Genomic DNA, 18,477 nt, shown 5'->3' with positions numbered 1-18,477 from the left:
GATTAGCGTAATTAGGCCGTTTGACACAGCATTGCCCTGTGCTAAGTTAATTTTGAATTCAAAATACAAAATTATAAAAAACGAGGAGACACCGATGCTGAAGCTCGATTTCCACCCTGCCGGTCGCCACTTCCTTCAGATCCCGGGGCCTAGCCCGGTGCCGGATCGCATCCTGCGCGCGATGAGTTACCCCACCATTGACCACCGTGGCCCGGAGTTCGGCGAGTTGGGGCTCAAGGTGCTGGAAGGCATCAAGCAGATCTTCAAGACCGTGCATCCGGTGGTGATCTATCCGGCGTCGGGCACCGGTGCCTGGGAAGCGGCGCTGTGCAACACCCTGAGTTCGGGTGACGAAGTGCTGATGTTCGAGACCGGCCACTTCGCGACCTTGTGGCAGAAGATGGCGCTGAGCCTCGGCCTCAAGCCGCAGTTCATCGGTCGGCCCGGTATTGAAGGCTGGCGCGGCGGCGTCGATGCGCAAATGATCGAAGACCACCTGCGCGCTGACGGCGGGCATCGCATCAAGGCCGTCTGCGTCGTACACAACGAGACCAGCACCGGCGTGACGTCGGACATCGCTTCCGTGCGCAAGGCCATTGATGCGGCGGGCCACCCTGCCCTGCTGCTGGTCGACACCATCTCCGGTCTGGCGTCCGCCGACTATCGTCATGACGAATGGGGCGTAGACGTGACGGTTTCCGGCTCGCAGAAAGGCTTGATGTTGCCGCCGGGCATCAGCTTCAACGCCCTGTCGCCCAAAGCCATCGAGGCCAGCAAGCGCGCCGGTTTGCCCCGCAGCTTCTGGGCGTGGGACGAGATCATCGAGATGAACAAGACCGGTTACTGGCCGTACACGCCGAACACCAACTTGCTGTACGGCTTGTCCGAAGCGCTGGACATGATCCTCGGCGAAGGCCTGGACAACGTGTTCATTCGTCACAACCGCCTGGCGAAGGCCTGCCGCACCGCCGTAACGGCCTGGGGCCTGGAAATCCAGTGCGCCGACCCGAGCGTTTACAGCCCCGTGCTCACCGGCGTGATGACGCCCGAAGGCATCGACGCCGATCAGGTGCGCAAGACCATTTACGAGCGCTTCGACATGTCCCTGGGCACCGGCCTGGGCAAGATGAAAGGCCGCATGTTCCGCATTGGCCATCTGGGCGACTGCAACGACCTGATGCTAATGGCCACCCTCACCGGCTGCGAAATGGGCCTGCAAATGGCCGGCGTAAAACTGCAGTCCAGCGGCGTGCTGGCGGCCATGGATTACCTGGGAGGCCAATCGGTGCCGCTGCGACGCGACTGACGCTACACCCGGCTGCGGCACGCCCGCAGCTTTTTTGACACATCTCACTATCCCGAATCATCGCGTTGTCAGCGAACACAATAAGAAACTGGAGATAGCACATGAAGTTTTTACGTCTGCGCCCCACCACGGTGGTGCTGTTCATGCTGTGCGCCATGTATTTCATTACCTACCTGGATCGCGTCAATGTCAGCACCGCCGCCGTCGGTTTCGGTAAAGAGTTCAACCTGAGCAAAACCGAGATCGGCATCGTCTTCTCGGCCTTTGCGTACCCTTACCTGATCTTCCAAATCATCGGCGGCTGGGTCAGCGACCGATTCGGCGCCAAGCGAACGCTGGTGGTGTGCGGGCTGATCTGGGCCAGCGCCACGGTGCTGACCGGTCTGGCCGGCGGCTTTGTTTCGCTGATTGTCGCGCGGATCCTCCTCGGTCTGGGTGAAGGCGCGACGTTCCCCGCAGCAACGGCGGCAATGTCACGCTGGATCCCCAAGGAAAAACGCGGCTTCGCCCAGGGCATCACCCACGCCTTCGCCCGCCTCGGCAACGCATTGGCGCCGGCAGCGATGATCGCGGTGATGGCCACCTACGGCTGGCGCGAATCGTTTTATGTCTGCGCGGCCACCAGCTTTGTGTGGGTTATTCTGTAGATGTTTTTATTTACCGAGCACCCGAAAGACCACCCGCGCATCTCGAAACAGGAACTGGACACCCTGCCGCCGCCGAAAGTGAAGTCCACCGTCGTGCTGCCGTGGGGCCGCCTGTTCAAGCGCATGGCCCCGGTCACGATCGTTTACTTCTGCTACGGCTGGACGTTGTAGCTGCTGCTCAGTTGGGTGCCGATGTACTTCATGAACATGGGCCTGGATTTGAAGGGCACGGCGATTTTCGCATCGACGGTGTTCTTCGGCGGCGTGGTCGGCGACACCCTGGGCGGCATCGTCAGTGACCGCATTTATGCGCGCACCAAGGACCTGAACAAGGCGCGCAGCCTGATGGTTGCGGTGTGTCTGGGCCTGACGCTGCTGTCGCTGGTGCCGTTGATGTTCACCAAGGACATGCATATTTCCCTGGCCTGCCTGGCCATCGGGTTTTTCTTCTCCGAGATGACCATCGGCCCGATGTGGGCGATTCCGATGGACATCGCGCCCGACCATTGCGGCACCGCGAGCGGCATGATGAATACCGGATCGGCCATGGCCGCCATCGTCAGCCCGGTGGCCGCTGGTCTGTTGATCGACAAGTCTGGCAACTGGCAGCTGCCGTTTCTGGTCAGCATTATTCTGCTGGCGATTGGCGTGGTGCTGTCGTTCCGCATGAAACCGCAGAACAAGTTTGACTACGGGCAGCCGGCTGCGCCTCTGACACCGGGTGCGGAAACGGCGCCGGTGGTCAGTAAATAAAACGACAACGTGAGCCGCCTTCGGGCGGCGTTCCGATCCATAAAGCTTCAGCCCCGCACGCTTCAATCAAGCCACTTCAACGGAGCACCCTTTTGGACACTGACACCCAACCTTCGCGCCTGGCGCAGCTGATCGTCGATGCGCAGAACAAGCACAATCTGATAGGCGAGCTGGATTTTGACCTGAACCCGACAGACCGCGACGCGGCGTACCTCACGCAACAGAAAATCCTGCGCTTGCGTGGCGTTGAAGCCGGCGGCTGGAAGATTGGTTCGAAGTCCACGGACGGGCCGATCCAGGGTTCGCCTCTGCCCCGCGACTGCCTGTTCCCGTCCACCGGCACGCTGGACCGCAGCGTCTATCCGCCGGTGGGTCTGGAGCTGGAAATCGCCTTCCGTTTCAACCGCACGTTCAGCCCTCGGGATGAGGCGTACAGCGACGAGGAAGTCATGGCGGGCATCGGCGAAATGGCGGCGTCCATTGAAGTGGTCTCCAGCCGTTTTGCGGCGTGGCCGAAGATTGAGCCGCTGACGCAACTGGCCGATCTGCTTAATCACGGCGCCTTGGTGGTGGGCGATTTCGTACCCTACGACGCGTCCTTTCCCTTCGTTGAGCCGACGCTGACCTTCACGGTGAATGGCGAGAGCATTGTGCCGTCCAAAGTCGCCAATCCGGCAGGCGATCCCCGCCGGCTGTTGCCGTGGCTGGTCAACCATCACACCCTTAATGGACTGCCGTTGCCCAAGGACTTCGTGATCACCACGGGTTCTTACACCGGCATGCACTTCGCCCAGGGCATGGCTGAGGTGCTGGGGCAGATCAATGGGCTGCCACCTGTATCTCTCACGCTGGCATAACGTTTTACCTCGCTGTCATAAAAAAACCCGCCGGTGTGGCGGGTTCTTTTTTGGCTGTAAAGCTTTTAGTCATCTGCTTAGTCAGGGCGGCGAACATACGACCGGTAAACAGGCTGCCAGAAGTCTTTCTCGATGGCCGCTGACAGTTCAGCTTCCGATTGCGGCGGCGCCACACTGTCGCGCTGGGCCGCCATGCCGACGGCGAACGCGATGCGCTTGCTGACCGACTGAACGTCCCGCAACGGCGGCAACATTTGCCCCGCCGCAGCACACTCTGCCAGCGCCTGGGCCGACGCCATCAGCATGCCGTCTGTGACGCGGGTCGCCTTGCTGGCGATGGCGCCGAGGCCAATGCCGGGGAAGATGTAGGAATTGTTGCACTGGGCAATGGGAAAGGTTTTGCCCAGCACCTCGATGGGCAGAAACGGACTGCCCGTCGCCACCAGCGCCTGCCCGTCGGTCCATTGCAGAATGTCTTTGGGGTGCGCTTCGATCTGCGAGGTCGGGTTGGACAGCGGCATGATGATCGGCTGCGGGCAGTGGCTGTGCATGGTCTCGACGATCTGCTGGGTGAACAGTCCGGCCTTGCCCGACACGCCGATCAGCACCGTGGGCTTGGCATTGCTGACCACCTCATGCAGCGACGGCCAGTGGGCGCTGAACGCCCAGTCGTTGAGTGAATCGCTGGAATGGGCCAGGCGCTGTTGGAAATCGTAGAGGCCCGGCTGGCGATCGGTCAGCAGACCTTTGCTGTTGAGCAGAAACACCTGGCTGCGCGCCTGGGCTTCGCTCAACCCTTCAAGCTGCATGGCGGCGATGATCTGCTCGGCGATCCCACAACCCGCCGAGCCGGCGCCGACAAAGGCGACGGTCTGATCGGACAAGCGCTGCCCCTTCATCTTGCACGCGGCCAGCAGTGTGCCGACGGTGACTGCGGCGGTGCCTTGGATGTCATCGTTGAAGCAGCAGAGTTGATCGCGGAAACGCGCCAGCAACGGCATGGCGTTGGTCAGCGCAAAATCTTCGAACTGCAGAATGGCTTCGGGCCAGCGGCGCTGCACGCCCTCGACGAATGCCTGAACGAACGCATCATATTCGGCGCCGCGAACACGCTCCTGGCCACGGCCGAAGTACAGCGGATCCGCCAGCAGCGCCGGATTGTTGGTGCCCACGTCGAGCACCACCGGGAGTGTGTACGCCGGGCTGATGCCGCCGCACGCCGTGTACAACGACAACTTGCCGATGGGAATGCCCATGCCGCCAACGCCCTGATCACCGAGACCGAGAATGCGCTCGCAGTCGCTGACGACGATGACTTTGACGTTGTCCTTGGTGACGTTGTTCAGGATTTCGTCGATTCGGTCCTTGTCGGCAATGCTGATGAACAGGCCGCGATGGCTGCGGTAGATGCGGGAAAATTCCTGGCAGACCTTGCCGACGGTAGGGGTGTAGATGATAGGGAGCATCTCGTCGAGATGGTCGTCGACGACGCGGTAGAAGAGTGTTTCGTTGGAGTCCTGGATCGAGCGCAGGAGGATATGTTTGTCCAGATCGGTCGCGCAGGCCTGGTACTGGTGATAGGCGCGGCTCGCCTGTTGTTCGATGGTTTCGACGCGTTCGGGGAGCAGGCCCTGCAGGGCCAGGGCTTCACGCTCTTCGAGGCTGAACGCCGTGCCTTTGTTGAGAAGCGGAGTGCCCAACAACGTGGGCCCGGCGAAAGGGACTTGCAAGGTGCGATCAGTGGCATGGGTCATGTCTGTCTCCTGTGCTTATTGTATTTTGAATTCAATGTACACCTTTGGCCTGGAAAGCCAATGCTCGAATGGAAATCTGCGGTGCTTGAACTGGCCTCTTCCCGGCTGAAGCCGGTCCCACTAAACATCGCGTACACCCATTGAATTGGCTCATGCCGCATACCCTGTGGGACCGGGTTTAGCCAGGAAAGCGTCGGGTGTCTCGCTGCATATCATGTGTTGTACATACCGGCCTCTTCCCGGCTGAAGCCGGTCTCTACAGGTACACCGCGATCAACGCGTAGGTGGCATTAGCGAGTCCCGCTGACACCATCACCCTAACGACTATCAACCTGCCATCACCCTCAGGCAAAATGCCGGACCTATGTAGGAATCATCCCCAGGAGTGGTCGGAATGCGCTTGTTCAGTTTAAGAACCCTGCTGGTCTGCACCGCGCTAGTCTCGTGCCTGGGCATGGTCGGCGCGCAGGCGGCGACCAAAGCCAAACCTGCGCCGAAATCTTCCGGGCAAAAAGTCGCGATGCTCGGCGGCAAGTTCGCTTTCACCCTGCCGAAGGATTACGTCAAAGGCCCGATGGAAGAGATCGATGCCAAGGCCAGGGCCGCCGGCGTCACCGGCTCGCTGTACATGAACAAGCCGGCCAAGCGCGTGGTGATCATCACCGAAGCGCCGCTGCCCAATGACCAGAAGGTCGGCGCCAACGACAAGCAAACCCTAGACGGCATCATCGCCGACACGCTGCAACAGCAGCAGTCCAGCTACAAGGACTTCAAGAAGCTGGGCGAGAAGAAGATCGTACGAAAAGGCCTCGGGATGCGTCAGCTGGATATCTCGGGCAGCGTAGAGGGCGGCCGTGTGCTGAGTACGACGATTACCGCTGCCTACGGCAAGCGCACGGCGATGGTGAACGTGATCTCCCTGGCGAAGGATGCCAAGGCCCATGCCGAGGTGGTGAAGGGTGTGACCGGCGGAAAATGAGGATTGCTGCTTTTTCGGCAGCGATTGCAGCCGGAAAAGCAGCGATGTCAGATCATCAAACGATCACGTGGGCATGATTACTCGGGCAACGTCAGTTTGGCCCCGCCCGGATGCGCCTTGATGACGCTGTACGGCAGGACCGACCATTCGGGACTCTCGCACGCGCGCATCACCCGGGCGAAGGACGGGCCGAAGACGATGCCTTTTTCAGTGAAATACCACGACGGAAATTCCCACACTGACGGGTCGGTATAGTCGCAGTCGTCTTCGGTAGCAGGCTTCACCATGTCTGCCGGGTGCGCCGCTTTTAACTGGTCAACGAGCCAGGGGGCGAAGACTTTGCCGCGGTAGTCAGAATACGTGTCGAAACTCGTGCCACCTTCTTCATCACGTTCGTAATGAAACGGCGCGCCCTTGCCGACCCACACCACATCTTCCAGCGCCAAGGCCTTCCCCGTGCTGGCATCCAGATTAAGCGGCGAGTCGCCGAAGTCCGGGTGCGCACCGCCGCAATCGTAATCGGTGAAGACGCTTAAGCTCACGATGCCGGGCGTCAGCAAGCGCGGCGTGACCGTCTGCGCAAAATCACCGCCGTTGCGACTGGCGTTGAGCATGCACTGGTGGTGGCTGACAACCTCCTGCCACAAGCGCGAGCGCAGTTGCTGATTGATACGGGTGGCCTGCTCCGGCGAGTAACCTGAGGTGATTTCAAACATCGAAACGCCCGACTCCGGCTCGACCCACCATTGCAGTCCATGGCCCATGAACGTAGCGTTTTTATCCGCCTTGAGCTTCAGGTGCGTGAGCCGCAGGTAGTCGTACGCCGACTGTTTATAGATGTCCTGCCAACCCGGTTCGGCGGAAGCATCCGGCGCGGTGATGGCCTCTTCGGCCAGTTGCACCTTGTAGGACTTGCCCTTGCTGCTCCAGTCTCCGGTCCAGGTCGCGTCCGAATTCTTGTGAAGCACCAGCTTCGGCAACTTGGCTTCGTCGTCGTAGCTCAGGCCCTCGGTCAGCGTCAGATCACTTCCTTTCGAAGTACCGGAAAGCGGCAGGTCCTTGTGGTACTTCTCGTAGAAATACCGGCCCGACACATCTTCAGCGCTGGTGAGGTCCAGCTCGACGACGATGGGCGATTTACCCAGGGTGCCTGTCAGGACATGGACCGCATTCTCGGCGTGCAGGGTGAATGGGGCCATCAGCGCAGCTAGGCAGGTGATACGCAAAACAGAGAGGGAAACAGGCATCAGACGTCCCTTGTGATGATGCTAACGAGTCGGGGTGGTAATCTCGCGAATCGCGGAGCGTCTGGCAAGGGCCAGCCGTGTTTTCTTCACAGCGTGACCGCGTACTCACCGCCTGCCTTCAACCGCCATGCGCACCGCAAACCCGAACAACACCGTGCCCATCAGCCAGCGCTGCACCAACGCCCAACCGGGCTTCTGTGTCAGAAACACGGCGATGGAACCCGCCGCCATAGCGACCATGGCGTTGACGCTCAGGCTGACCACAATCTGCGCGCTGCCCAGGATCAGCGACTGGCTGAGCACGCGGGTGCCGTCGCCGACGGTGATGAACTGCGGCAACAGCGACAGGTAAAGAATCGCGACTTTGGGATTGAACAGGTTGGTCATCAGGCCCATCAGAAACAGCTGCCGGTTGCTGTCCTGGGGCAAGTCCTTTAATTGAAACGGCGACTGCCCGCCCGGTTTCACGGCCTGCCAGGCCAGGTACAGCAAATACACGGCACCGGCCATGCGCAGCGTGTCGTAGGCATAGGGAACCGCCATCACCAGGCCGGTGATGCCGAAGGCCGCGCACAGCATGTAGAAGACAAAGCCGACTGCCACGCCACCGAGAGAGATCAGACCGGCCTTGCGTCCTTGTGAGATGGATCGCGAAATGACGTAGATCATGTTCGGCCCTGGCGTCAGCACCATGCCGAGGGCAATAAGGGAAAAAGCGATGAGGTTTGAGAGTTCGGGCATCAGAGGCTCCTGCCGGGGTGACGGAATGCACATCCGGACAGCGCCGAATGGCCGCCATATTTCAGCCACCCTGCGTAGAACGGTCTATACACAGATGGCCGGAAAACACGCCATGACAGACGGCACCCGTCACTTATCCAAACGGCACCTGCGCCCACGCACCCTCCAATGGCGACCGGCGTGAATTATTTCTCCAATAGTGGCTAAATGCTCTTCCCAGTACCCCGTCGGCGGAGGACACTCGCAGCGTTGGTCGTGACCGATGTAGCCGTCGGGATGCTGCGTTATTACCCAGTAGAGCGCTATGAACACTTCGGTCCAAAAAGGTCTCTCCTTCGCCAAACGCATGCACTTGCCCCGCAGCATCGGCCTGGGCATTGGTTTCTTCGCGGTGGCTGCAGCGCTGTACCCTTCCCATCCGCCGGCCTGGGTGTGGATCGCCATGATCGCTCACGGTTACGGCTGGCCGCACATGGCTTACCTGCTCGCCAAGCGTTCACGTCAGCCTTATGCCGCCGAGCGCCGCAACCTGATCTACGACTCGCTGGGCGGCGGCTTCTGGGCGGGAGCAATGGGTATCAGCCCGCTACCCACCGTGACGGTGCTGTCGATGATGGCGATGAATAACATCGCGGCCGGTGGTTTACGTCTCTTCGTGTTGGGTTCGCTGGCGCAGATCGCCGGCGCACTGGTGGCGTACAGGATTTTCCTGCCGGCGCTATTCCCCCACGTCACTCAGCTGCAGCTGTTCGCCTGCCTGCCCATGCTGGTGATCTACCCGATGGCCATCGGTCTGGTCTGTTATCAGGTCGCGGTGCAACTCTCCAGAAGCAAGAAAGCACTGGAAAAACTCAGCGCCACCGACAGCCTCACCGGTCTTATGAACCACGGCGCGTGGAAGGATCGACTGGCGCTGGAGTTCGATAAGTGCCAGAAGCTCCACCGCCAACACAGCGTCGCGCTGATCGACATCGACCACTTCAAGACCATCAACGACACCTACGGCCACATCAGCGGCGATAACGTTCTCAAGCAACTGAGCAACGCGCTGTCCGCCAGCCTGCGGCAGACCGATCTGGCCGGGCGTTATGGCGGCGACGAATTCTGCGTCATCCTCCCCGACACCACCCTGGCCCAGGCCACCGAAATACTCGAACGCCTGCGCCGTACGGTTCATGACCACGCCCACTCGGCCCTTCCCGATCTCAAGCTGAGCCTGAGCATCGGCGTCGCGGCGTATGGCGCGCACCAGACCGACGCCGGCCTGTGGCTGCACGAAGCCGACATGGCCCTGTACGACGCAAAAAGCGCCGGGCGCAATCGGGTCACGCCGGCGCAGCCATCCAGCAAGGTGTGTGCGCGTGAAGGCGCGGCGTTGGAATGAGTCGGCATCGTTGTCGATCTCTCGAAGATTCGCTATTCGCTGCACGCCATGGCGTCGGTCGGTGCCTTAATCTGCTTGAGCAGCTCAAGAGGCGTCATTCGCGTCAGTAGGTTCTGCAGGCTGTCACCCAATATCAGCGGCCCATACAACCCTTCTTCCCTATCCAGATGCGTTTGCTGCACGTCGCGGTAGGCCTCGGGGTAGATGCTTTTCTCAATGGGCAACAGCCGGTCGTAATGTTCCAGCAAACCGTGGAACACGATGCGCCGCTCGGTGACGCCGCGGGTGGTGGCGATCAGTTTGATGAAGAAATCCGAGTCGCTCTGGCGCATGGCTTCGTACGCGGCGTAACGCTCCGCCAGGGTGTACGCGCAGGACTCGTCGAACACCACGCAGCACAGGTCCTGACGCGAGCGTGAGCCGAAGGGATTGTTGGTCGCGCGGCGGCGATTGCTCTGCGCCAGCGCAAAGGCCACCGCCCGTTCGGCCTCGTTCACACGCTCCGCGCTGCCCAGGCTGGAGAGATCATCCAGCGCGGGAGCCTGACGCCCCAATCGCTCGACCTCCGCGCTGAAGGTCGCAAACACGCCATGGGGCCCGAGCCATTGCTTGTGCAGCTCGCTCAACTGATCTCTGGACAGTCGGCTTTGCTCATCGACCAACTGCTGAAACGCGGTTGAAGTGTCCACATTAAAGTCTGCATCGATGCACGGGTGCTTCAAGGGCTCAGACGTTACGATTTGAAGGGTCATCGATTCCATCCTTATTATTGATCGTTATTGTGGGTGCATCATCGCGAACACGTTGACAGGCCACATCAACGTGCTGAAACAGGGTCATGATTTCAAAGACCGCTAATTACGACGCAAGCATCTTCAAAGCAAACAGGGCCGACGACGGCTTTGAAAGTTCAGCAATTAAATCGGGTTAATTATGCACTTGCTGCCCAACGGAACAATCCGTCAGATGTAGGGGTGCTGCCAGTTTTTTCTTGCGCACTGGCGAAATGTGCAGAGCAATGAGCTGCGCACGGTTTTCGACTTCGCTCTTCCTCAGCAACGACGAGACATGGTCGCGGGCCGTGTAATCACTGATCCCCAGACGCTGGGCGATCGCCTTGTTGGTGAGCCCCTGGAGCACAAGATGAAGAACTTCCTGCTCCCTGGGGGTGGTCTTTTTCAATGATTTACGCTTGCGTTGTTCTTCCGTCATTGGCTCTCAATAGTCTCCGCGACTTGCCGGCCCTGTCGTTAAATTAGCCAGGGCCATAACAGTGTTCTTATTGATTTTTAAGTCTCTAACCATCAGAGAATTTGCACAGTCAAGCCCGGTTAATAACCGAACCGTGATAAGTAAAGTTTCCTACAAATATTAGCGAAGCGTCCCCACTGACCCAGTAGACAAGCTACACAGGCACGACCCCGTGCAAAGCCATGGGGATATATAACAGCGGGTCAGTTGTATAGACGGGGACAATAAACGCTGCAAATGATAATTACAATCATCTGTTACAAATCAGCGGATCAATCGTTTCAAATGCTGCGGATTGCGAACCCGCAGCATTGAGTCATAAGAAGGGACGCCGTTGCGACGCCCCTCCCCCTTCAGTTTCCAGCCTGTACCACTCGCGGATCATCGACCTGCATGCCTTTGCGCAGGCCAAAGAACATGGCCGTCACCAGACCGACCGCGCCCATGATCACGCAATAACCGACGCACACCCACGGGCTCCACGGCATCAAGGCGATCAGCGCCAGCGGCGTGGTGCTTGCCCACAGGGCGTAGCTGATGTTGTAGGTCAACGAGATGCCGGAAACGCGAATGTTCGCCGGGAACAGTCCGACCATGACCGAAGGCACGACGCCGACGATGCCACAGGCCAGGCCGGCCACCGCATAAGCGAGGCTCAACGGCAACCAATGACTCACCAGGCTGGCGTAGAGCACGCCGACACCGACGGGCAGCAACAGGCTGTAGAGCACCACCCCGCGCCAGGCGCCGATGCGATCGACCAGCATGCCGGCCAACACGCAGCCGATGTTCAGGAAAACGATACCGACGCTGCTCAGGGCGAACGTGTCGCTGGGGCTCATGCCGAAGCGCTGCTGCATCACCGTAGGCGTAATGACCACCAGCGTCACGACGGCGGACGTCAGCACGCAGGTCAGTAACGCAGCCGGCAACAGAGATTGCCGATGCTGGCGCAGGACAGCGCGCAGCGGCAGCTCAGTCATGCCCTCGCGCTGGGCATGCATCGCCATGAACACCGGGGTTTCACTGAGCCAGCGTCGCAACCAAACACCGATGACGCCGAACACCCCGCCCAGCAGAAACGGGATGCGCCAGGCGTAATCGAGGATTTCCGCGTGGCTGAACACTTTCGCCAGCCAGGTCGCGGTCAGTGCACCGATGAGGTAGCCGAAGGTCAGCCCGGCTTGCAGAACACCCAGTGCATAACCGCGATGGCCCTTCGGCGCGTGCTCGGCGACGAACACCCAGGCGCTCGGCACTTCGCCGCCGACGGCCGCACCCTGAAGGATGCGCAGCGCCAGCAGGATCAGCGGTGCCCAGTAGCCGATTTCGGCATACGTTGGCATCACGCCGATCAGCAGACAGGGCAGCGCCATCATGAGAATGCTGAGGCTGAACACGCGCTTGCGACCCAGTTTGTCGGCGAAGTGCGCCATCAGAATCCCGCCCAGCGGGCGCGCCAGGTAGCCGGTGACGAAGATGCCGAAACTCTGCAGCAAACGCAGCCACTCGGGCATTTCCGGCGGGAAGAACAACTGACTGAGGGTCAGGGCGAAAAAGACGAAGATGATGAAATCGTAGATTTCCAGCGCCCCGCCCAGTGCCGCCAGGCCAAGGGTTTTGTAGTCTCCCCGGCTGATGGGTTGTGGGCGCGGTCGAAGAATGGCTGTCATGAAAGACCCCAAATCACAGGTTGAAACGCACGCGGGTGCGACAAAGGCGCGCAGGATAACAAAGCTGACGGCTCGCGGGCGGATCGCTGGCGGCTGACGCGTTTCAGCGGCTGATTTAAAAATTCACCGTGGCCGAAACCCGCGCTGTACGCGGTGCGCCGAGGAACAGGTAATCGTCCCCCAGGTATTCGCCCGCGTCGCGCCAGTAGCGCTTGTCGAACAGGTTGTCGACGGTCAGGCGCAAGACCGTGTCGTAGCCCTCGATTTTTGTGCGGTAGCGACTGCCCGCGTTGAACACCGCGTAGTCATCGACTTTCACTGAGCCTTCGCGGTTGGCGAACTTGCTGGCGCTGTATTGCACGCCGCCCAATAGCGCCAGCCCTTGAATCGGCAGCGCATAGTCGGCTGACAGGCTGCCGCGGAATTTGGGCACGTTGATCGCCTGATGATCTTCGTAAGCCGCGGTGCCGCTGTCTTCAACCCGCGCGCGAATGGCCGCGACACTGGCCGACATCTGCAACTGCGAAGTCACGTAGCCATTGGCGCTCAGCTCGACGCCAGTGTTTTTCTGCTGGCCCTGCTGAACGAAGGTCAGGCTGCCGTCGCCCTGGGGTTTCGAATACTGATACGCCTGACGGGTCTGGAATACCGCCGCAGTAAAACTCATGCGCTGCCAGTCGTATTTGACCCCGGCTTCCAGTTGGCGAGAGACCGTCGGTGCAAGGATTTCCCCGACATTGCTGTCAAACACCGACGCCGTGCCGCCCAGGGACAGGCCTTTGCTGTAGCTGGTGTACAGCGAAACGTTGTCGATCGGTTTATAGATCAGCGCAGCCTGGGGCAGGAAGATCGACCGCTCGGTGTGACGGTTATCGCTGCCGTCCTCGTTGTAGGCTTTTTCATCGAGCTTCACTTCACGCCCGCCGATCACCGTCTGCCAATGCTCGTTGAAACGGATGCGGTCGGTGGCGAAGAGCCCGTACTGGCGGCTGTCCAGTCGCCGCTCGGTGTGGCCCACGGAAAGGTCCGAAGGGGCGAAGCTGTCCGGCGTCTCGTGGATATTGCCGGAGCCGACGTATTCGCTGAAATACGGCCGGGTGTCGACCGTGCGCCGGAACGCGCTGCTGCCGAAGGTCAGCTCATGCTTGAGCGAGCCGGTGTCGAGCAGACCGGTCATCGACGCTTCGACTTCATCGTTGCGCCGCGTGTCGTCGGGGCTGCGGAAATCGTAGATGTCGTAGCCGCCACTGGGCGTGAAATGCCCGGTCAGCGGCTGGGCCGGGCAGTCGCTCTGGTAATAGCAGCCGTAGGCGAAAGCGCTGTAGTCGTCGATGACCACGCGGCTGCGCGACGCGCTGAGGCTGGCTTTCCAGTCGTCGCTGAGGCGGTATTCGTAACGGCCGTTCATGTTCAGCGAGTCGATGCCCACCGGGTTCGAGCCGTTTTGATAGCCCAGCAGTTTGCGCGGCGAGGCGTCATGGGGCAGCTCGGTGCCGCCCAGCAGCTGATAGCCCGGCACCGAGCGCTGTTCTTTGGTCTGGTATTCGACGTCGAGCTGCAGGGTGGACTGGTCGTTGATGTTCCAGTCGAACGCCAGCGAAGCGAAATCCCGCTGACCGTTGGCGTGCTCGACGTAAGCGCGAATGTCCTCGTGGGCAACGTTGGCGCGCAGGCCGAATTGCTTCTCGCTGCCGAACCAGCCGCCGACGTCCGTGGCGATGTAGCGCTCACCGTGCTCGTTGGTCGAGACCGTCACCGAGCGCACGTCTTCCGGGCGTTTGGTCTTGTAATTGATCACGCCCGCAGGCTCCGACACACCGCTCTGCAGGCCCGACAGTCCCTTAAGCAACTCGACCTGTTCCTTGTTTTCCAGCGCCACGTTCTGCTCGCCGGTGATGCTGCGGCCATTGATGCGGTAGCTGTTGGCCGCGTTGAGCGAGAAACCGCGCACGACGAAATTCTCGTAATAGCCCACCGGCGCATAACTGTCGCCCACCGACGCGTCGTTGCGCAGGACATCGCTGAGCAGCTTGGCCTGCTGGTCCTTCAGTCGCTCGGCGGTGAACACCGATATCGACGCCGGTGTGTCGCGCAGCGGCGCTTCGCTGAAACCGCCCACCGACGCGCCACTCGCCTGATAGATCGACTCCTGCTCCCCGGTCACCCGCAGCGCGTCCAGCGTCACCGGCTCGGCTTCCTGAGCCGCCAGCCATGGCGAAGCGAAAGCGATACTCAGCGGCAACAGCCGACGGGTGAAGCCGGCAGCGGGACGGGATGAGGTGATCATCGGCGGGTGAATTCCTGGTGATGGGCAGTCGGGCAGCGAGAAACGCAGGCCAGTTCGGCGGCGCCTCTTTTACGTTCTGCGCGGCATTTTTACAACCGGGATTGGTGTGGAATTCGGTGTGCAGGGATAAACGTGAAGTAGATCGCGAAGGTTCATCCGATACGGAAGTCTGGATGCAGATCTTTCCAGTGCGCCCGCAACGCGTCCTTCTGCGTGTCTGGCATGGGGCTATTTTCCAGCGCATCGGGCCACAAGGTGCGCGCGCTGTCGATCGTCGCTTTCAAGTTATAGAGCACTGGTCGCCAAGGAATGTCGCCGTATTCAGCCCACATCTTGAAGTGCTCGATTGACATGCCATACCAGTTTCTGGCCTTGGCCATGTTCAAGGCAGGCTTGGTTTCGTCGGCGATGTAGGCTTTGGTCGTGACAATGTCATAGGCCGGTGAAAGTTCGGCGTTTCGACCGTCGCGATAAATCATGCTCCAGTTCTTCAGATGCGCATCGCCATTGGCGAGCAGCACATTCACCAGCAGCCGCCTCGCCATCTGTATTGCATCACGCTGCGCGTGGAGCGAGCTGCGATATACCAGTTTCCCAATCTGGTCAGAGCTTGCATTGCGGTATTTATCATGTGCGTACGCGAAGAATATCTGCGCGAAATCTTCGGCATGCACCCGCACGTTTCCTGGCAGACGGTCGAAACGACGTATGCCGTAAGCAAGCGTTTCATTCGGCAGGTTTATATTTGGCAGCGCTTCGATGTCAGCCATCGGGATCAGTCTGATCTCCGGAATATCGACGCCGGCGAGCGCTGCCAGCGTCATTGCCGTGTATTCATTGAGCGGCACAAACGGGTGGATCGTCGAAGGCGTCTTGATAATCCAGTCGCCAGGCGCATCAGGATCACCGGTGATGTAACGCCCATCTCTGTCGCGCATGGAAAATTTCATCTGCACGCCGGCCAGTGAAAAATGCGCCTGGCTATCAGGAATGTCGATGACAGTCGGATCGATTTTCCCTCGGTGCTGCAGCGCAAGGCCGGGGATATCTGTAGCGTCCATTCGCTCTGCTACCAATGCGCCTGGCAAGTCACGACCCAGCCAGCTAAGCAGTGGAAATTCGTTGTCGCGGTGGACCTTCATCGCTTGCGAGAGGAAATCCCGCAATGCACCTTCTGGCAGGAGGTTGCTCAACACCGGATGCAGCTTATGGGCAGTGACATAGGGATGCCGTTTTGCCAATTGCTGTGCAAATGCCATAGGGTCAGTGTGCGACAGCGTCAGCGGAAGTCGGGCTTGATTCTCGATGTACTCGGGCGCCAGCGTGAATACGTTTTTGCCATTGGAGTACCCCGCAACGTAGCCCACGCGCTCCCCCTGAAGGGTCAGCTGCAAAGCCGCAACTGTTTCATCAGCCATCAGAGATCACCCCACGGACTCTCGTCAGTCTCATGGATCAAATGCTCTGGGCCTGAAGACTCATTCGCATGCGCCGCGTAAGGGCGATCACTGTCGTGTGCTGCTTCGCTGTCGAGGATTCGCTGCACCGCGGCAAGCTTTGCCTTGGGGACGAGAAGCAGAGCCGCATCGAGTCCTTCTGCAATCTGGTCGAGGGTTGTCAACCGCGGATTCCCACCCGCTTCTATCTTGCCGTACTGCTGACGTGTCAGGCCCGCACGCAGAGGCATCTGCTGAATTTGCAGGCCTAGCGCCAAGCGCCGCTTTCTAATTTGGTCCAGCAGGGTGGTTTTCATGGGAGCCTCACTGTCGAGCAGCGAGTATGTAATGTATATGGCTCAGGTCAAGCTATAAGAGCTTTATACGGCTCATTCCTCACAAATGAGCCTTATAGGTTACATTTGGGAAATGATGAACCATATTAGGCTCGCCCATTCAAAATGGGCCATATACGTTACAAGAGTCTATTGCTCCACCTTCAACCCGACCTTCAACAGCTTCCCGTTATCCTCGTCCGTCAGCACATACACATACCCATCCGGCCCCTGTCGCACGTCGCGGATGCGGGACTTGAGCTCGCCGAGCAAACGCTCTTCGTGCACAACCCTGTCGTCCTTGAGCTCCAGGCGGATCAGCTCTTCCGACGCCAGCGCGCCGATGAAGACGTTGTGATCCCACGCCTTGAACGTGCTTGAGTCGTAGAACGCCATGCCGCTGACGCCCGGGGATTTCTCCCACACATGGAACGGGTTTTTCACGCCCTCGACTATCTTGCCCTTTGACTCGGAAATGGGCTCGCCGCTGTAGTCGATGCCGAAGGTCGAGATCGGCCAGCCATAGTTGGCGGCGCGCTCGATGATGTTGATTTCGTCCCCGCCACGCGGACCGTGCTCGTTGGTCCACAGCGTGCCGGTCCAGGGGTTGAGCGCGGCGCCCTGTTGATTGCGGTGACCGTAGCTCCAGATTTCCGGGCGCACGTTTTGCTGGCCGACAAAGGGGTTGTCCTTGGGCACGGTGCCGTCGGGGTACAGGCGCACGACCTTGCCCTGCAGTTTGTCGAGGTCTTGAGCCGTGGCCCGGTCGTTGTTTTCACCCAACGCGATGAACATGTAACCGTCGCGATCAAAGACGATGCGCGAGCCGAAGTGGTTGCCCACCGACAGTTTTGGCTGCTGCTGGAAGATGCGGGTGAAGCCTTCCAGCTTTGTCATGTCTTCCGAAAGCCTTGCGCGCCCCGCCGCCGTGCCCCCGGTTTTGCCATCGCTGGCCGCCTCGGAGTAGGTCAGGTAAACCATGCGGTCCTTGGCGAAATCCGGCGACAGCTCGACGTCCAGCAAACCGCCCTGCCCTTGCACCCAGACCTTCGGCACGCCGGAGATCGGCGCCGACAGCTTGCCGTCAGGCGTCACCCGGCGCAGGTTGCCGGTGCGCTCGGTGACCAACATCCCCTGGGAGTCCGGCAGAAACGCCACGGCCCATGGATGCTGCAGCCCGCCGACGACTTCATCGACTGTCAGCGTGCCGGTCTCGCTTTGGTAAGTCGCGGCAGTTGCTTGCACGGAGAAGCCCAGTAATGCGGAGGCGCATAAGGTCGCCAGCAACGTTTTGCGTAGGGCGAGCGTGTGAAAAGGGGTGGCGCGCAACATAGGCAATTCCTTCTGAAATGGAAGAGAGGCTGGCAGTCGTTTCAATTGCTGCGGCGTTCGGCATCGCCGGCAGGCCGAGCGGGTTGCTGCCGGGTTGGATACCCGTTGCCGATGCCACCGTTTTCCAGGGTGGGCGGACGGGGTTGGGAGGGCCCCAGATTGGGGCCACCGACACGCGGCGCAATGGACTCGGTGCCCTGTCGACTATTGGGATTGGCGCGGCGCACGGCGCCATTGTCGGGAACGTTGATGGAGCGACTCGGGTAGCCGGCCGCCGCCAGAAGCGGCAGCGAGTGCGTGGTGTGATCATCAGCCTGTGCCAAGCCGGCCGACAGGAGACCGCCGAGCAAGACGACGGCGAGGCGTCGCGGAAAAGGGTTCATCATTTACCTTCTGTGGGATGGGTAACGATTCCGGTCTTTGATGGCGATCGAGCGTGTAGGTTCGCGCTGTCAGGGTGGATGAGCAACGTGTAGGACCTTTCGCTTTGTAACA

18 protein-coding genes are annotated in these 18,477 nt (G+C 60.1%); 7 read left to right on the top strand and 11 right to left on the bottom strand.

The features are described 5' to 3' along the window. Positions 1 to 94: 94 nt before the first annotated feature. The 5 genes from ACQKEN_RS10580 (at position 95) to ACQKEN_RS10560 (ending at position 3,563) form a co-directional block, all read left to right on the top strand. Positions 95 to 1,306, top strand: coding sequence for a pyridoxal-phosphate-dependent aminotransferase family protein (locus ACQKEN_RS10580; RefSeq protein WP_427685418.1), 1,212 nt, complete (start codon positions 95 to 97; stop codon positions 1,304 to 1,306). Positions 1,307 to 1,407: 101 nt separating this feature from the next. Beyond that, positions 1,408 to 1,953: an MFS transporter gene (locus ACQKEN_RS10575; RefSeq protein ID WP_427685417.1), complete on the top strand. Its 546-nt coding sequence runs from the start codon at positions 1,408 to 1,410 to the stop codon at positions 1,951 to 1,953. Then, positions 1,954 to 2,124 (top strand): hypothetical protein, encoded by a 171-nt coding sequence (locus tag ACQKEN_RS10570; protein WP_427685416.1) that lies wholly within the window; start codon positions 1,954 to 1,956, stop codon positions 2,122 to 2,124. A gap of 21 nt (positions 2,125 to 2,145) precedes the next feature. Further along, positions 2,146 to 2,706, top strand: a complete 561-nt coding sequence (locus ACQKEN_RS10565; RefSeq protein ID WP_427685415.1) for an MFS transporter — start codon at positions 2,146 to 2,148, stop codon at positions 2,704 to 2,706. Between the two features lie 92 nt (positions 2,707 to 2,798). Further along, entirely contained in the window at positions 2,799 to 3,563 is a 765-nt protein-coding gene (locus ACQKEN_RS10560) for a 2-keto-4-pentenoate hydratase (protein WP_427685414.1), read from the top strand. Positions 3,564 to 3,640: 77 nt separating this feature from the next. Here ACQKEN_RS10560 and ACQKEN_RS10555 read toward each other — a convergent pair whose 3' ends face one another. Next, complete coding sequence (locus tag ACQKEN_RS10555; protein WP_427685413.1) at positions 3,641 to 5,317, bottom strand: NAD-dependent malic enzyme; 1,677 nt, start codon at positions 5,315 to 5,317, stop codon at positions 3,641 to 3,643. A gap of 394 nt (positions 5,318 to 5,711) precedes the next feature. On the opposite strand from ACQKEN_RS10555, the gene ACQKEN_RS10550 reads away from it, so the two are divergent. Further along, complete coding sequence (locus ACQKEN_RS10550; RefSeq protein ID WP_427685412.1) at positions 5,712 to 6,296, top strand: polyribonucleotide nucleotidyltransferase; 585 nt, start codon at positions 5,712 to 5,714, stop codon at positions 6,294 to 6,296. A gap of 77 nt (positions 6,297 to 6,373) precedes the next feature. Here the strand turns inward: ACQKEN_RS10550 and ACQKEN_RS10545 are convergent, their stop codons facing one another. Both ACQKEN_RS10545 and ACQKEN_RS10540 read right to left on the bottom strand, forming a co-directional pair. Then, a complete protein-coding gene (locus tag ACQKEN_RS10545) occupies positions 6,374 to 7,543 on the bottom strand; it encodes an RsiV family protein (RefSeq protein ID WP_427685411.1) in 1,170 nt (389 codons plus the stop codon). A 105-nt stretch (positions 7,544 to 7,648) separates the two neighbouring features. Continuing rightward, a complete protein-coding gene (locus tag ACQKEN_RS10540) occupies positions 7,649 to 8,284 on the bottom strand; it encodes a LysE family translocator (RefSeq protein WP_427685410.1) in 636 nt (211 codons plus the stop codon). A gap of 304 nt (positions 8,285 to 8,588) precedes the next feature. Between ACQKEN_RS10540 and ACQKEN_RS10535 the strand changes: the two genes are divergently transcribed. Next, complete coding sequence (locus ACQKEN_RS10535; RefSeq protein WP_427685409.1) at positions 8,589 to 9,668, top strand: diguanylate cyclase; 1,080 nt, start codon at positions 8,589 to 8,591, stop codon at positions 9,666 to 9,668. Positions 9,669 to 9,700: 32 nt separating this feature from the next. Here the strand turns inward: ACQKEN_RS10535 and ACQKEN_RS10530 are convergent, their stop codons facing one another. The 8 genes from ACQKEN_RS10530 to ACQKEN_RS10495 form a co-directional block, all read right to left on the bottom strand. After that, entirely contained in the window at positions 9,701 to 10,420 is a 720-nt protein-coding gene (locus tag ACQKEN_RS10530) for a hypothetical protein (protein WP_427685408.1), read from the bottom strand. Between the two features lie 175 nt (positions 10,421 to 10,595). Then, positions 10,596 to 10,880 carry a LuxR C-terminal-related transcriptional regulator gene (locus tag ACQKEN_RS10525; RefSeq protein WP_427685407.1) on the bottom strand — a complete coding sequence of 95 codons (285 nt, stop codon included), beginning with the start codon at positions 10,878 to 10,880 and terminating at the stop codon, positions 10,596 to 10,598. 392 nt (positions 10,881 to 11,272) lie between these two features. Then, positions 11,273 to 12,592 (bottom strand): MFS transporter, encoded by a 1,320-nt coding sequence (locus tag ACQKEN_RS10520; protein ID WP_427685406.1) that lies wholly within the window; start codon positions 12,590 to 12,592, stop codon positions 11,273 to 11,275. A gap of 115 nt (positions 12,593 to 12,707) precedes the next feature. Next, positions 12,708 to 14,879: a TonB-dependent siderophore receptor gene (locus ACQKEN_RS10515; RefSeq protein ID WP_427685405.1), complete on the bottom strand. Its 2,172-nt coding sequence runs from the start codon at positions 14,877 to 14,879 to the stop codon at positions 12,708 to 12,710. Between the two features lie 152 nt (positions 14,880 to 15,031). Beyond that, positions 15,032 to 16,297, bottom strand: a complete 1,266-nt coding sequence (locus tag ACQKEN_RS10510) for a type II toxin-antitoxin system HipA family toxin (protein WP_427685404.1) — start codon at positions 16,295 to 16,297, stop codon at positions 15,032 to 15,034. Next, positions 16,297 to 16,632 (bottom strand): helix-turn-helix transcriptional regulator, encoded by a 336-nt coding sequence (locus ACQKEN_RS10505; RefSeq protein ID WP_427685403.1) that lies wholly within the window; start codon positions 16,630 to 16,632, stop codon positions 16,297 to 16,299. Before ACQKEN_RS10505 ends, ACQKEN_RS10510 begins: the two co-directional genes overlap by 1 nt. 168 nt (positions 16,633 to 16,800) lie before the next feature. Continuing rightward, on the bottom strand, positions 16,801 to 17,982 hold the full coding sequence (locus ACQKEN_RS10500; protein ID WP_427685402.1) for a PQQ-dependent sugar dehydrogenase: 1,182 nt from the start codon (positions 17,980 to 17,982) through the stop codon (positions 16,801 to 16,803). A gap of 41 nt (positions 17,983 to 18,023) precedes the next feature. Then, positions 18,024 to 18,365, bottom strand: coding sequence for a hypothetical protein (locus tag ACQKEN_RS10495; protein WP_427685468.1), 342 nt, complete (start codon positions 18,363 to 18,365; stop codon positions 18,024 to 18,026). Positions 18,366 to 18,477 lie beyond the last annotated feature (112 nt).

This window comes from Pseudomonas sp. NPDC078416 (assembly GCF_050268485.1).
Lineage (GTDB): Bacteria > Pseudomonadota > Gammaproteobacteria > Pseudomonadales > Pseudomonadaceae > Aquipseudomonas.
The sequence above is the reverse complement of the archived record's forward strand: the minus strand, read 5'-3'. Positions and strand labels throughout refer to the sequence as shown.